The organism is Anaerolineaceae bacterium oral taxon 439 (genome assembly GCA_001717545.1).
Lineage (GTDB): Bacteria > Chloroflexota > Anaerolineae > Anaerolineales > Anaerolineaceae > Flexilinea.
Map to the genome: position 1 here is coordinate 715809 of CP017039.1, position 15285 is coordinate 731093.

Here is a 15285-nt window from a genome sequence, read left to right on the forward strand (position 1 = left end):
CTGAAATGGTCTGCTATCAAAGCAAAGAGGCTCTGCCGCCTCTGGGTGCATTTACTTTAAACAGCCCCCCTTATCATGATTTTTGCATTCGGACAGGCGGCGGAAACGCGAAAAGGTGATATACTTACAAGTTGACTGGTCCCGTCGGCAGTGATTCCGCTTCCGAGCGCAGGAGACTTGCAATTTTTTTATCAGGAGCATTGTCAATGGCTTTATCGAAGGAACAGAAGTTAGAAATTCAGGCAAAATTTGGCAAACACGAAGGCGACAGCGGCTCGACCGAGGTTCAGATCGCGATGCTGACGCGGCGGATTTCCGAACTCACGGAGCACCTGAAGGCCAATAAGCACGACGAATCGTCTCGTCGCGGGCTGTTGAAGATGGTTGGGTACCGCCGGCGTCTTCTCGCGTATCTTCGGAAAAAGAACTTCGCGTCGTATCTCGAAGTCAACGAGAAGTTGGGGTTGCGCGCCAAGTAAGAAAACAGGGTGATCCGAAAAGCGTAGGTGACTTTCTCATCTACGCTTTTCAAAAACGGATTTGACACCGCTCAGATCCGTGTCGTTTGTCCGAGCCGCTCGTTGGGCATTGAAATAAGATTAGAAACCGACCGTTTTTCCGATCTTCTTTCAGTCCCTGACCGCGGCGCAAGTAGAAAAAAAACAGGTATTAGAAATGAAACCGGAAACTAAAAAGGTTACCGCCGTGGTTGGCGGCAATGAGTTTGTATTTGAAACGGGAAAGCTTGGGCTTCAGGCCGGCGGTTCCGTTACGGTCAGCTGCGGCGAGTCAGTCGTCTTCTGCGCGGCGACAATGAGCAAAGAGGTTCGCGAAGGGCAGGATTTCTTCCCGCTGACGGTCGAATATGAAGAACGTATGTACGCTGGGGGACGGATTCCCGGTTCGTTCTTCCGCCGTGAAGGACGTCCGTCGGGCGACGTCGTGTTGACGAGCCGGCTGATCGACCGGCCGCTCCGCCCGCTTTTTGATTCGGATATCCGCAATGAGGTTCAGGTTATTCTGTACAGTCTCTCGACGGACTATGAAACGCAGCTGGATATTTTAGCGCTGAACGCCGCTTCAGCCGCGCTGATGATTTCTGATATTCCCTGGAACGGGCCGATTGGCGCCGTTCGCATAGGTCGGATCGACGGGGAATTCGTTATCAACCCGACTCATAGCGAGATGGAAAAATCTGAACTTGACCTGCGGATTGCGGGGACGGCGGACGCAATCCTGATGGTCGAGGCTGGCGCGGATCAGGTCAGCAGCGAGCTGATGGTCGAAGCGTTGGAAATGGGTCATCGCGCGATTCAGCCGCTGATTGAAGCGCAGCTGCGAATGGCGGCGGAAGTTGGAAAACCGAAGGCGGATATTCCGCGCTTCGTCGTCGATGGCGAGAAAGCCGAGCGCATGTATGAACGGTTCGGCGCCCGCATGGACGCGCTGATGGACGCGCCGCATACGAAAGCGGAGCTGGCCGATGGTATCGAAGCGCTGAAAGCCGAAGCCGTCGCTGAATTCGCCGGCGATGACGAGGCGCTGATCGATGAGTATCATGAAGCGTTTGAATCGGCTTACAAGAAGGTTGTTCGAAGCCGGATCCTCGATCGCCATATCCGTCCTGACGGCCGACAGCTGACGGAGATTCGTCCGATTTGGACGGAGGTCAGCTGCCTTCCACGCGTTCATGGGACCGGGTTATTTACCCGTGGCGAGACGCAGGTCATGACGTCGGTCGCGCTCGGGACGCCGCGCGACGCTCAGGAAATCGATACGCTGTCCCCGGTTACCAGCAAACGTTATATTCATCATTATAATTTCCCGCCGTTCTGTACCGGCGAGACGAAGCGCCTCGGCGGTCAGAGCCGCCGCGAAATTGGGCATGGCGCGCTGGCGGAACGTGCGCTGATCCCCGTGATTCCGTCGGAAGCGGAATTCCCGTACACGATTCGCGTCGTTTCCGAGGTCCTCAGTTCGAACGGATCGAGCTCGATGGCTTCGGTCTGCGGTTCGACGATGGCGTTGATGGACGCGGGAGTCCCGATTAAAGCGCCGGTCACCGGAATCGCGATGGGACTGATTAAAGAAGGTGAAAATTTCGTGATCCTGAGCGATATTCAGGGCCTCGAGGATCATTTAGGCGATATGGATTTCAAGGTCGCCGGGACTGAGGCCGGGATTACCGCGCTGCAGATGGATATCAAAATTCGCGGGATTACGCCGGAGATCATGCGGAAAGCAATCGCGCAGGCGAACGATGGCCGCGCTCATATCCTGGGCAAGATCCGCGAGGTTATCGCCGCTCCGCGTCCAGACCTGAAGCCGTTCGTTCCTCGAATGACGACGATTCAGATCCCGATCGAAAAGATCGGCGCGATTATCGGTCCGGGCGGGAAAAATATCCGCTCGATTCAGGACGAGACGAATACCAGGATTGATATCGACGATAACGGTCTGGTCTTTATTTCTTCCGCGAACGGCGCGAATTCGGAAGCGGCCTGCGAAAAGATTCTGAGCATGATCGAGACGGCGATCCCTGGAAACCTGTATACCGGGAAGGTCGTTCGGATTACCGATTTTGGGGCGTTCGTTGAAATTCTTCCGAACGTTGACGGTATGGTCCATATTTCGCAGCTCGATACCGAACGCGTCAATAAGGTTGAAGATATCGTTTCGTTGGGCGACGAAATTACCGTCATGGTCACGGGCGTTGACGACGGGAAGGTTCGCCTGAGCCGCCAGGCAGTTCTCGAGGGCTGGACGCTGGAAGAGGCGATTGCCGCCGATTCGAAGAAGCCGGGCGGCGGGAATCGTGGTCATAACCGCCGTGATAACGATCGGAACCGCGATCGCGGAGGACGCGGCGCGGGCGGCAGGAAATAAGAGCCGGATAGCCGGGAATAATCGGAAGACCGTATTCAGAGAGAACGATCCAGAGTACGGTCTTCTTTTATTCCGGCGGCTTTGGAGCGCGCGGCTGAACGAGTTCTCGATCCAGGAAGCTCGCTTTGATGGCACATGGGAATGGATATGCCGAGAATGTAACGAATCATGCTTGCTTAATTCTTTCAGAATGCTATAATACAGAAAGAAAGGAGTTTGGAAAGATGGCGAACGCAGTTAACGTGAATTTTCGTTTGGATGAAGACGTAAAAAAGAGCATGGAACAGACATGCTCGGAACTGGGGCTTTCGATGAGCGCGGCGTTTACGATTTTCGCGAGGAAGGTCAGCCGTGAGAAACGGATTCCTTTTGAAATATCCGTCGATCCGTTTTATTCTGAGTCCAATATTCAGTATTTAGAAAGGAAGGTAGCTGAGTATAAAGCGGGGCGACTTAAGCTTTCTGAACATGAGCTGATTGAGGATTAGGCGATGCGGATGAAGACAATTGAATGGGATTTCGACGCATGGGAAGATTACCTGTATTGGCAGCAGCATGACAAAAAGAAGCTGCGCCGGGTAAATCAGCTGATAAAGGATCTTTTGAGAAATCCGTTGAGCGGTATTGGAAAACCGGAACCGTTGAAAGGAAGTTTGACCGGGTTTTGGAGCCGACGAATTGACGATGAGCATCGACTTGTGTATGCGGTTGAGGAATTGAAGATCGTGATTATCTCCTGCCGCGGGCATTACGATGATTGAGTATTCTGCGTTTGCGGATCAGACAGGGGACGATAGATGAAGCTGAGTCATATTATCCTGAAGGTTAACGATCTCGATCAGGCGGTCAAAATGTACCGCGAGAAAGGGTTTGCGGTCGAGTACGGGAAAACGAAGAATCCGTACAACGCGTTGATCTATTTTTCGAAAGGGCCTTATCTTGAATTGCTGGCCAGGACGGGAATGCCCAACTGGATCAAAAAGCTGATGCGGCTTCTTGGATACGGACTTTTCATGGATCGGATGGACAGGCTGGATAGCTGCGGGCCGGGTTACTGCGAGCTTGCGTTTGAGACTTATGAGGGGAATTTTGACGCAGAGCGTGCGATTTTAGCGAAATATGGCGTTCGCAGCGGCGGGCTTCCGAGCCGGCGCGTCGATACGCAGGGACGCGACTTGCGGTTTAAACTCCTGATTCCTGAGCCGCTCGACGTTCCGTTCTTCATGACGTATTTTTCGGTCGATCCGAAGCCGATTAACTTCGTTCATCCGAACGGCGTGAGGCGAATCGGGAAGGTTCTTTACCGGACGGCGCCGGAACGTTTTCAGATGATCCGGGAGCTCTGTGATGACGACAGGCTGGAGCTCGCTTCCGGGCGCGGGATCGAGGTCGAGTTCGAAAAGGCAGGGGCATAGATTATCTTAATAACCGTCCCCGTGACTGCCAGGGGGACGTTTTTTTTCAGCGATCGGCGCGAGATCAGGTAAAATGAGTACATGATCAATTATCGTTCGCAATCGAAAAATCAGGAGATCGAAGCGAAATTTCCGATCGGCGACAAAGCGCAGCTGCGCGAGCGGATTCTGGCGCTTGGCGCTGAATTGAGGATTGACGAGGTGTATGAGCTGAACTATATCCTCGACCGGGACGCGGCCCCGCTTCAGGACTCGTATCAGCGGCTCCGACTCCGCCTTCAGGGCTCGGTCGCGACGCTGACGTATAAGCGCAGCCTGAAAAAAATCGAGGGCATCGCGTTCCGTGAAGAGGTTGAAACCGAAGTCTCGGATTTCGAGAATACACGCCTGATTTTAGCGCGGCTGGGGTATACGACTCGGTTCATCTACGAAAAATATCGCAGCGTTTTCCAGGCGGGCGATTGCGTGCTGATGCTGGACGAGACGCCGATCGGGACGTATCTGGAAATCGAGGGCGATTCAAATGACCAGATTTTCGCGATGGCCGAGCGGCTGGGGCTGGATTCGGGATCGGCGATCGACTCAGGGTACCATCAGCTTTTCCTGAACTGGAAAGCGGCCGTCGGCGTCGACGACCGCGACATGATTTTCCGCAATTGATCGCCGGGGGGGCGAAATTTACGGGACAGCGCCCGATTTATGACAACGCTGCGTTTTCGGTCGGAAGTTCCCCGGTCAGGACGTTCGCCCATTTCCCGGAACGAACCCGGAACGTACAAACGGTGGCGGTCGTAACCCATTCCGCCGCCATCCCGAGATAGACGACCGTGATTGGGAAGTGGAATCCATGCGTCAGCAGCGCGGTCGTCGGAATTCCCGCAAGCCATATCGAAAGCGAATCCGCCAGCATGCAGAAGATAACGTCGCCGCCGCTGCGCAGGATCCCGATCATCATCGTATATCCAAGCGCGCGGATCGGGACTGACAGCGCGCAGATCATCAGCAATCCTGACGCGGCCTTCAGCGCTTCGGGAGAGAGAGCGTAGAACGAGAGAATCCGATCTCGAACCAGAAAAAGAACAAGCCCGAGAAGCGCCGCCGACGTTCCGTTGAGCCAGCGGGCGAGGTCCGCCAGCCGGCGGGCATGCGCGATTCCGCCGCGGCCGAGTTCGTTTCCGATCAGTACGGCGCAGGCATCGCCGAGCGCGCAGATCGTGATAAACAGGAGGGCGTCGATCGGCGATACGGCGGCGGCTGCCGCGGCCGCGACGGTTGAAATCTGCGCAAAGAGCGAGTAATAAACGTTGACGCCGGAGCCCCAGAGCGTTTCGTTGATCAGGACGGGCAGCGATTTTTTCAAAACTTTAACGACGAGAGCGCGCCGGAAGACGAAGTATTCGCGGATTTTCGCGGCGGCAGGCGTTCCGAAGCGGAACGTCAGCGCGATCATCAGCGTTATTTCAACGAATCTGGAGATCATTGTAGCGATTGCCGCGCCTTTGGTTCCGAGCGCAGGCGCGCCGAGTTTTCCGAAAATCAGGACGTAATTCAAACTCAGGTTGACGAGGAACGCGGACGTCCCGGTCAGCATCGGAATCCGCGTGAAACCGGTCGAACGATTGCCTGCGCTGAAAACCATCGTAACCGGATAGAAAAGGAAAACCGGAGCCTGAAACCGGAGGAATTCCCCGGCCATCCGGATCACGGCGGGATCGTTCGTATAGAAGCGGATGATCCGATCGGGGATCAGGACGACGCCCGTAAAGAAGAGGGCTCCGAGCGAAGCGCCGATCGTCAGGAGGACGCCCATGATACGATGAATCGTTTTTTTATCGCGGATCCCCCAGTACTGCGCAATGAAGACCGAGCCGCCGCTCCCGAGGCCGAACAGGATAACATGAAACAGGCGGGAAAAAAATTGGGTATGGATATTGACGGCGGTCAGCGCGGCGTCGCCGAGCGCCCCGACCATCAGCGCGTCGAGCAGGTTGACGGCTGTCGTGGCCGCCGATTGAATCATGATCGGATAGGCGATCCGCCAAAGGGCGGATATATCCTGTCGTGTTTCGGCGCTGAGGCGCGGCGGCAACGGTATCATGTCGTTAAGCATACCTGATTTAATCGGGAGCGCGCTGAATTCCGCAGGGGCGCATGAGCAGGGTTCACAAAAAAACCGCGCCCGGAAGCGCGGTTTTTTCAGCGGATGAATGCCTGAAAGGTTTAGTAATCCGTCGATTCGTACTCGACTACCGCCGGATTCAACATGCGCGCGAGGTCCTCCAGCGTCATGACCTCTTCTGTCTGGCTCTGAGTTTCGAAATCAAGCGATTTAACCGTAACGGTTTCGGCCTGAGGATCGAGCGTCGCGTTGAAAATTTCCATTCCCATCATGACAAAGGCGACGCTGCTGTCGGCTTTGTTGATCTTGAGCGAAAACCCGCTCATCATGCCCATTTCGCCGGCGCTGATTTCAATCTCGATCATCGATTCCGCTGCGTTAAAGGTCAGATTGACGATTTCGGTATCTCCGGACGTCAGTCGGACCGTTTTCGTTTCATCCTCAAATTTGAGCGTGATCGAATCGCCGGACGACTCAGCCCCGAGCTCCGCCGTCGCATCAGAAAGACCTTCCGCCGCGATCGTAATTTCTTTAGTCTCCGGGTAGAAATATGCCGTGAAAACTTCGACGCCGTCGGCGGTCACTCCGAACGATTTATTTTCAGGGTTTAATTCAAGCGTGTATGTCGCCGTGGAAGGAGCGTCTTTGTCGGCGAGGGTAGGCGTTTTCGGCGCTGTTAAGATTATCTGATATTTTTCGGGAACGAATTCAAGGGTGCTCGTCCTCTTATCCTCGAGCCCGGTTATCGAGATCTTATTGGTTTCCGTGAAAGCGATTTCAAGCGCGTCGCTGAATTCGCTTTCTTCCTCGAATTTCGCGGCGATCGTCAAAATATTATCGCCGAAGCGGACCAGGAAGTTGTTCTCCATCATCTTTCCGTCTTCGCCGGGCGCCTCATACGTGATCAGCATCGTATCCGCTTCCGGTCCCTTCGAGAGCGATACTCGCTGCATGACTTTTCCAGTCGCGTCAGCGTATACGTATGAGTTGCCTTCGACGGTCATCGTCATGATACCCATGATATCAAGCGAGTTATCAGAAACAATGGTGATATTCGATTTCGCGAATTCAGCCTTCGCCTTTTCGTCTGAAGCGCTGAGCCGGATCAGTTCTTCAAAAAAATCTTCTTTTCCATCGTCAACAATATTTTTCTTTAATTCGCCGAAAACAAAGTTCCTGGCGTCAGAGGTCATATCGTCTTTCCAGAAATCGAAATTGTCGGCAAGATCGACGATTTTACTGAACGACGCGTAAGCTTCGTCGGCGTCAAAATCAGAGACATAGTCCGCGATCGTTTTCAGCGTCAGACGCGCCTGATCCAGTTGAGCTTCGGTTACCGGAGCCTCCTCGAAGTCGGATTCTTCCGGAGCCGCTTCCTCCGCCGTCGTTTCGGATTCAAACGTAATCTGTGCGAAGGCTGGAGCCGCGATTAACGAAAAACAGAACGCAAAGATCAATAAAACGGATAAAAACTTCTTCATGATTTCCTTTCTGTAGCGTTCAGGCGCTACTGCCTTATCATCCTCACTAATCTGCCTGCTACGGATAAACGCTGCGTTCGTTTCCGAAGATCAGCTTTTCAAACTATATCATATTTTTACCCGCGGATTATTCGAAATGAATCGGATTATGTATTGCGACGAGGCGGCGCATGGGACGGAGCCCCTCCGGGCGTTACATGTTTTCGATCAGATCGAAAAGCCATTCGAGGAAACCTTTTCCCCGGCGGTAAGGCGATCGCGAAGCGGATTTCAGCTGGGCAGGGCGTTCCGAAGCGTTTCGGCAGGCTGCGTTTTTTTCGCCTGACGGTCGCGGAACGGATTTCCGCGCGAAGGCCTCTAAAAAATCGCTGGCTTCGCGGTAGCGGGCGAACGCTTTTTCGAGCTTTCGGAATTGCGGCGAGTGGACGCGGCGGCGGTTGTTGACGACGCTGTACCCCAGAGCCTTATGCAGCAGCTCATGATACATCACGAATTCGAGAACGTATTCGGGCGTATCCGCGCGGTTCAGCCGCCGGTTGATCGTCAGCGTGTCGGTCGTATAGTTATATTTTCCCATGGTATATTTCGCGCCGCGCGCGGACCAGGGCAGCTTCGGTCTGGCGATTTTTCCGCCGAAGTAGGTCTGGCTGACGCGGACGAAGATCTCGTCGAGGTCGAACGCAGGCGCCGCTTTTTTCATCCTTTTTCCAGTCCTCTGCTGATCTGATTGTCCTCCTCTTCAGCGTCGGTTTCGTCGCCGAAGTCCAGATCGATTTCGAATCGCCGCCGCCAATCGAGCCGGGCGCGGAGAAGCTCGCGAAGTCCGCTCGGCGCGTCGGCCTCGCCGATCTCGTCTGGATCGATCCCGTCGGCCGGAAGAAGCGTCAGCCGGAAATCGACGAGCGAAAGCCGGTACAGCAATCCGTTCCTTTCGGTCAGGTAGAGCGTCTTCCCGTCTCGCGCGATCCGCAGTCCGGCAAACGCGTGCTCGGCCGCGGCGTATTTCGCCGGCACTTCGAAGCGCAGCAGCTCCAGTTCTCCGGGAAGGGAAAACGCGAACAGGGTTCCCCCGGTCGTCAGCGCGAAAACGCAGCCTGGTTCGCACGCCAGCGCTGCGCCGGCGATTCGCCCCGGCGCGTCGTCGGGAAGCGTCCGCGACAGGATCGTCTTTCCGCTGGGGACGTGGGTAACGGTTAAGCGGCGCCCGGACGCGCTCGCGAGCCAATCGCGGTCAATTTCGTCGGAAAACGCGCTGAACGGGGCGGGGAGGCGGAAGCGTCCGACCGGGCGCCTCCGGTCTATATCGATCAGGAGCGCTTCGCCGTTCTCATTCGCGATCAGCGTTCGGTTTTTTCCCGGATCGAAAGCCGCGTTCGTGATCCGCGTTCCCGGAAGGACGGTTTCACGAAAAAGCTCAACGCCGGTCGGATAGGAAAAAGCGGCGATCGCCGACGATCGGTCGATCAGGATCAGCCGCCGACCGTCGCGCTGGACCCAGATCGCGGCGATTTCGTCCTCCGCGGCGTTGAACTGCTGAAGCTGGCGTGAGGTCGCGAGGTCGAAAATACGGATTGAACGGTCGGACCAGCCGCTGATCAGCCGTTTCCCGTCCGGACTGAAAAAAACGCGGCGCGGGATCCGGTTGGGGAGACGGATCTCAAGGAGCGGCGTTTTGGGAAAATCCCGGTCCAGCGCGGAAAGGCGTCCGTTCGCGCTGACGAACGCCAGGGTTCTTCCGTCGCCGCTGAGCTGAAAATCGACCGGCGAGCCGTCGATCGCGAGCGCCGGTTCGGACGGGACCGGCGGGAACGGAAGTCTCGATTCATGGATAAAGGCGGCGATCCGGTCAAACAACGCGCGTTCTTCGCCGTCTCCCGCCCGGAACCCCTCCGCTTCCAACCGTTGGATCGCGTCCGGCAGGACCGCGAGCGGCGCGGCCTGCGCCAGCGCCCATTGTCGGGCCGGTCCGTCGGGCTGCCGCGACGCTGCCTGAAATTGCCCTGTCCAGTCGGAAAGGCCGAAAACCGGGCGGGCTTCGCCGAAACGGTCGTCCGGATGAAGCGCCGTGAGCCATTCCTCGTCCCCACTGCGCGCCGCGGCCGCGATCAGGCGGACCTGGAGGGACGTATCCGGCCCGTCGAAGGTTCGCAGCAACGCGCGGAAAGCGACGTCATTTTCTTCGTAGCGCGCCCAGTCTTCGATCAGGTAGAAATAAACCGCGTTGTCGGCGGGATTCGAGGGGGCGGGATCGATCTCGATACAGCGTTCGCGCACGGCGTCGTCGTCGACCGTCAGGAATAAATCCGCTAAGAGCGTTTTCCCTAAGGCGGGGCTGTTTTCGATTTGCGCGAAGAAACAGGCGCGCTCTTCACGGTTAAACGTCGGGAACGCACGGATGACTTCGCCGCGTTTGTCCGGATCGTCCGCGTCCGCGATCCAGCCGGCGATCGCCGCCCAGCCATGGAGCGAGGTCCCCGCGCTCTTCAGCAGCGCCGCGCGGACGCCGTCGTTCGCGGCCAAATAAGCCCCGGTCAGCGCATCGAGCGCCGGATCGGTTCTCAGCAGCCGCTCCCGCTCGTTCAGGAGGAGCAACTTTGCCGTTTCGCGGCAGGGTTCGGTTGATTCGATTTTTTCCTGCTTCAGGAAGGCGAGCGCATCGGGGTTCAGTCCGTCGATCGCCAGGGCGAAGAGCGCGTCGATCGCAACCGGATTCTTCCGCAGCGCGGCTTCGTCTTCCAGCACGCGGAGCGCGCGGACGCGGACCGCTTCCGCCGGCGAACGCACTGCGGCTTCGGATAACAGCTTCGCGGCGTCCGGATCGCCCGCTGAAAGCGATTCGTCGAGCAGCGTCAGCGCGCCAATCCCGGCGAGCCGGTAGGTCAAATCGGGCGGGAAGTCGCGCGGGATTTCCGCCTCTGTCAGGATCGATCGCAGCTCTGAAAGCGATTCCAGCCAGATCATTTTCCGCTCGTTCCGTCTCAGCTTGTCCGCCGGAGGATCAGACGGATTCGCCCGCTTTCGTCGCGCATTTCTTCGACGAGCGAAAAGCCGTCGGCGGTCAGCGCTGACAGCGCGGTCAGGTAGGCGTACGTTCGGGTCAGCTCGGCGGTAAACGCTTTCCGATCCAGCTGGATCAGGAACCAGTCGGCAACGATCCGGTACCCGTTTTTTCCAGGGATGAATCCGATCGGCGCGGAATATGGCGGCGTTACCGTGAACTCGACGGTCCGGGCGCGGCCGTTGGCGCTGATTTTCTGATTCGCGGATGGGTTGACCTCGTATCCGAGCGTCCGGAGCGCGTCGAGAAGCACGGCGCGGTCGCGGAACTGGGTTCGCAGGATCGACAGGTGCGACATGCTAATGGGCCTGACTTTCCGGGGCGGAGGCGGATTGCGCCCTGCCTTCGCTGAGCCAGGAGCGCAGCCGGGCGACCGCTTCGCGCTGCGAAACCGAAAGCGGAACCTGACGCCGGAGCGCTTCGAGGATATCTTCGGTCGTAAATTCGCGTTCGCCGTCGTTGAACGCGACGTACATGGCGTCGATAACCGCCTGTTCCAGTTCGGAGCCGACGTAGCCTTCCGACGCTTCGGCGAGGCGGTCCAGGTCAAAAGATTCGGGGAGACGGCGTCGTTTTTCGAGATGAACCGCGAAGATTTCGCGCCGTTCGCGGCGATTCGGTAAATCGAGGAAAAAAATTTCGTCGAACCTTCCGCGGCGGAGGAGCTCCGGCGGGAGCGCGGTAATATCGTTGGCGGTAGCGACGACGAAAACCTCGCTTTTCTTTTCCTGCATCCAGGTTAAGATCGAGGCGAAAACGCGAGCCGACGTTCCGGAATCGCTTCCGCCATGAGCCAGTGCTTTTTCCAGCTCGTCGATCCAGAGGATACACGGCGCGATCCGCTCGGCGATTTTCAGCGCGCGGCGGACGCGGCTTTCCGATTCGCCGACGAGACTCCCGAAGAGCGCGCCGACGTCGAGGCGGATCAGCGGAGACTGCCAGGCGCGTCCGATCATTTTCGCCGTCAGCGACTTTCCGGTTCCGGGAATCCCGATCAGCGCGATCCCTTTCGGCGCGGGAAGTCCATACGCGGCGGCGTTGGCGCCGAAGGCTTTTTCACGGGAGGTCAGCCAGTCCTTCAGGACGTCGAGTCCGCCGACGGATTGCATTGGTTCGTTCGCGTCGGTATATTCGAGCGCTTCGCTTTCGAGCAGGGTTTTCTTCTTTTCTTTCGCGACCGCGGCGATATCTTCGTCGCTCAGGAATCCGGATCGGGCGATCGCTTTGGCAAACGCGCGCTGCGCCTGAGCGCTGGTCAGCCCGAGAGCGGCGCGGACGAGCCGTTCTCGCCCGGTTTCGCTGAGCCGGAGCGTCGTTCCCGGCTGGAGCCGGAGACGGTCGATTTCAGCGTTGATTTCAAACGCGTCGGGAAGCTCGAACGGAATTTCGACGGCCTCGCTGCGCAGCTCGACCGGGAGCTCGTCCTCGACCGTCGTGATCAGGATCGTTTTCCGGCTTTGCCGGAGCGTCTGGCTCAGCGTCCTGAGCCTGCGCCGGACGGTCGGGTTATCCCAGAACGCGTTGAAATCTTTGAGGAGGAAGAGCGCGGCCCGATCGGGCGCGGCTTTATCGATCGCTTCGAGCGCGGCGAGCGGGTCGCGGCCTCCGTCCGGCGCGTTTTTTCCGCGGAGCGGCGTAAACCCGGCGCAGATATCCCAAGAGATCAGCTCCCGGCCGGTATTCGCGGCGAAGGACAGAATTTCGCCCTGGACGCGCGCTTCTTCCGGCGTCCGGATCAGGATCAGCGCAGCTTTCGCGCGGATTTGGATATCGAGTTCGGCGATAAATCTCATGTCCGAAATTATACTGTACGCGGGCGGGGCGCGATCCTGAATCGTGGCGGGCGTGAATTTCGGCTTTAGCCGGCGGATAATTTCCGCTGATGCGCCTTGATTTTTTTTATCGCCCAGTCGTAATGGCTCGACGTGGCGCTGACGAAGTAAGAGCCTAACGGACTTCCGCCGACCCATGGATAGACGCCTTTCGAAAACAGTTCCTCGTTCGAAAACTTTTCGGCCAGCGCCAGGACGTCGCGATGCGACGCGGTCAGGAGCTCCTTCGCCGTTTCGATCGGAGTGGTTTGATGATCCCGCCAGAAAGCGACGTTCATTTCGCCGTACGTTTTCCAGTTGTACGGAAGCGGTATAAAGGGTTTCGCTTCGCCCTTTTCGTTCGACTCGACCCAATTCAGTAAAAGCCGGTGCCATTCGTACAAGTGAATCAGGACATCGCGCAGATTTTTATCCCGGCGCCAGTGCGCTTCCTTTTTCTTCGGGTCCGCGCTGAAATCGAACGGAGTTCCCAGTTCCGTTTCCGTCATGCCGTCGATCAGGCGGTTCAGCTTTTCGTATTGGCCCGCCGCGGCGGCGATTAAATCTGTCTTTGTCGCAGGTCTGCTCATGAGGCTTCGTTCCTTCCGTTTTCCGCGCGGCGTTGGATTCGGGGTTTCGTTCCCCGCGCCGCGCGAAGCTGCTGATACGAACAGGATAGCGCATGAACGATGACAGCGTATGTCAGGGTTTATTTTTGGCCATGATTTTCGCGGCTTCACGCGCTAAAACGCCGCGCAAAAAGTCGGGCCGGATCACGTCGACAGCCGCGCCGAACGAGAGAAGGTACCCGACGAGCCAGCCGTCTACCGGCATGACTGCCGTGACGGTCAACTCGCCATCCCGCGTTTCGCGGATTTGTCCCTCTGTGAATTCGTCGTAAACGCGCCAGGCGAATTCTTTCGGGAAACGCAGCGTAATCTCCTCGCAGCTTTCAGGAACCGACGCCGTTTCCTCGGGATATTCGAGCGGCGCGAATTCCTCGTTCAGGACCTCGCAGGCGAGGATCCGGTTGATCTTGAAAAGACGGAAAGCTTCCGTCTCTGCGCAGCGGGCTTTCAGGTACCAGTCCTTCGCTTTGTAGCTGAGCTTCAGCGGGTATATTTTTCTTGTTTTCCTCTCGCCCCAGGAGCTGACGTACACGATGGACAGAGCCTTCCGTTCGAAGGCTGCTTTCCTGATTCGCTGGTATTTAACAGTATCCGACGCCTCGTTTCCCCAGCGGGAAAAATCGATCTCCATCAGGCTTTCCGCTCGCGCGTTGAACAGGGCGGAAAGCTTCATTAATAAATCCTGATGACCGCCGCCGGTCATCCTGGAAAGGCTTTCCAACGCGGTCAGAAGCGTCGTTTTTTCATCCCCGGAAAGGAGTGCTTTTCTGAGGATAAAGCTGTCGAGGAGTTGGATCCCCCCGTTTCGGCCGGTCGTAACGTAGACGGGAATTCCCGAGCCGCTCAGCGCGTCTATATCCCGGTAAATCGTCCGGACCGAGACATCGAGTTCTTCTGCCAGTTCCGGCGCGGTCATCCGCCCCTGCCTTAGAAGCGCGTAGATGATTCTGAAATGGCGGTTTTCTTTCATTCCCCGATCTCCGTTGACGTCATGTCATTATAGCCTGAAAAAGCATGACAAAAGATGACAGGATTTCTCCTGGCGAGCGGGACGCCGCAGGAGGGGAACGTTCGTCCGCTCAGTTGGGGCGGATATCGGTACGGTTCAGAGTATAATGAGAACGATGATGGATAACGGAAACGCGAAACAACCGATGATCGAACTGATCGACGCTTCGCTGGGATACGCGGAGGAGCGCGAGGCGACGCTTCCGAATATCACGCTGACGATTTACGCCGGCGAGATGGTCGCGGTGATCGGGCCGAACGGCGCGGGAAAATCGACGCTCATGAAAACGATCGTCGGGCTGATCCCGCCGGTCTCCGGCCAGGTCCGGCTCCATGGCGCCGCGCCCGGCTCGCGGCACCGCGGTTGTATTTCCTACGTTCCGCAGCGCGAAGCGATCGACCGGAGCTATCCGATTACTGTCGGCGACGTCGTCATGATGGGGCGATACAGGTATCTTCCGCTGATTGGCTTCCCGTCGCGCGAGGATCGGAGGATCGTCGCCGAGGCGATGGAACGAATGGGGCTTTCGGCGTTCGCGAACCGGCGGATCAGCGATCTTTCCGGCGGTCAGCAGCAGCGGATTTTTTTAGCCCGCGCCTTTGCGCAGCAGCCGCGCATGCTGCTGATGGACGAGCCGTTCAACGCGGTCGATTTAAAAACCGAGGAAATTATCCTCGATAGTTTGCATGATTTCCATGCGCAGGGGGTTACGACGCTGATCGTAACGCATGATTTGAGCATTGTTCGTGATCATTTTGAAAAAGTGATCCTGTTGAACGACCGCGAGCTCGCTTACGGCCCGGCGGAAGAAATCATGGTTCGTGAGAAGCTGGAAGCGGTGTATGGGAAACGCGCGGTTATTTTTTAGTTTTTTTCG

The 15285-nt window shown here is 57.1% G+C and carries 15 protein-coding genes; 7 read left to right on the forward strand and 8 right to left on the reverse strand.

All coding sequences use genetic code 11. The features are described from left to right. Window positions 1-206 precede the first annotated feature (206 nt). The 6 genes from BEQ56_03345 (at window position 207) to BEQ56_03370 (ending at window position 4961) form a co-directional block, all read left to right on the forward strand. Complete coding sequence (locus BEQ56_03345; GenBank protein ID AOH42595.1) at window positions 207-479, forward strand: 30S ribosomal protein S15; 273 nt, start codon at window positions 207-209, stop codon at window positions 477-479. A 196-nt stretch (window positions 480-675) separates the two neighbouring features. Continuing rightward, window positions 676-2886, forward strand: a complete 2211-nt coding sequence (locus BEQ56_03350; protein ID AOH42596.1) for a polyribonucleotide nucleotidyltransferase — start codon at window positions 676-678, stop codon at window positions 2884-2886. Window positions 2887-3110: 224 nt separating this feature from the next. Further along, window positions 3111-3374, forward strand: a complete 264-nt coding sequence (locus BEQ56_03355) for a damage-inducible protein J (GenBank protein ID AOH42597.1) — start codon at window positions 3111-3113, stop codon at window positions 3372-3374. Window positions 3375-3377: 3 nt separating this feature from the next. Next, window positions 3378-3647: an addiction module protein gene (locus BEQ56_03360; GenBank protein ID AOH42598.1), complete on the forward strand. Its 270-nt coding sequence runs from the start codon at window positions 3378-3380 to the stop codon at window positions 3645-3647. A gap of 36 nt (window positions 3648-3683) precedes the next feature. Beyond that, complete coding sequence (locus BEQ56_03365) at window positions 3684-4301, forward strand: hypothetical protein (GenBank protein ID AOH42599.1); 618 nt, start codon at window positions 3684-3686, stop codon at window positions 4299-4301. An 81-nt stretch (window positions 4302-4382) separates the two neighbouring features. Next, window positions 4383-4961, forward strand: coding sequence for a hypothetical protein (locus BEQ56_03370; GenBank protein AOH42600.1), 579 nt, complete (start codon window positions 4383-4385; stop codon window positions 4959-4961). 37 nt (window positions 4962-4998) lie between these two features. On the opposite strand, the gene BEQ56_03375 is transcribed toward BEQ56_03370, so the two are convergent. The 8 genes from BEQ56_03375 to BEQ56_03410 form a co-directional block, all read right to left on the reverse strand. Further along, on the reverse strand, window positions 4999-6411 hold the full coding sequence (locus BEQ56_03375) for a hypothetical protein (GenBank protein ID AOH42601.1): 1413 nt from the start codon (window positions 6409-6411) through the stop codon (window positions 4999-5001). Between the two features lie 110 nt (window positions 6412-6521). Then, window positions 6522-7901 carry a hypothetical protein gene (locus BEQ56_03380; GenBank protein ID AOH42602.1) on the reverse strand — a complete coding sequence of 460 codons (1380 nt, stop codon included), beginning with the start codon at window positions 7899-7901 and terminating at the stop codon, window positions 6522-6524. A gap of 193 nt (window positions 7902-8094) precedes the next feature. After that, a complete protein-coding gene (locus BEQ56_03385) occupies window positions 8095-8601 on the reverse strand; it encodes a hypothetical protein (GenBank protein ID AOH42603.1) in 507 nt (168 codons plus the stop codon). After that, window positions 8598-10862, reverse strand: a complete 2265-nt coding sequence (locus tag BEQ56_03390; protein ID AOH42604.1) for a hypothetical protein — start codon at window positions 10860-10862, stop codon at window positions 8598-8600. Before BEQ56_03390 ends, BEQ56_03385 begins: the two co-directional genes overlap by 4 nt. Window positions 10863-10879: 17 nt before the next feature. Further along, entirely contained in the window at window positions 10880-11257 is a 378-nt protein-coding gene (locus BEQ56_03395) for a hypothetical protein (GenBank protein AOH42605.1), read from the reverse strand. A 1-nt stretch (window position 11258) separates the two neighbouring features. Further along, on the reverse strand, window positions 11259-12752 hold the full coding sequence (locus BEQ56_03400) for an AAA family ATPase (protein ID AOH42606.1): 1494 nt from the start codon (window positions 12750-12752) through the stop codon (window positions 11259-11261). 65 nt (window positions 12753-12817) lie between these two features. Then, the gene (locus tag BEQ56_03405; GenBank protein AOH42607.1) at window positions 12818-13360 is read right to left on the reverse strand and encodes a hypothetical protein; all 543 of its coding nucleotides are present in this window, start codon (window positions 13358-13360) and stop codon (window positions 12818-12820) included. A gap of 112 nt (window positions 13361-13472) precedes the next feature. Continuing rightward, window positions 13473-14369 (reverse strand): transcriptional regulator, encoded by an 897-nt coding sequence (locus BEQ56_03410; protein ID AOH42608.1) that lies wholly within the window; start codon window positions 14367-14369, stop codon window positions 13473-13475. A gap of 184 nt (window positions 14370-14553) precedes the next feature. Between BEQ56_03410 and BEQ56_03415 the strand changes: the two genes are divergently transcribed. Continuing rightward, the gene (locus BEQ56_03415) at window positions 14554-15276 is read left to right on the forward strand and encodes a hypothetical protein (GenBank protein AOH44383.1); all 723 of its coding nucleotides are present in this window, start codon (window positions 14554-14556) and stop codon (window positions 15274-15276) included. Window positions 15277-15285 lie beyond the last annotated feature (9 nt).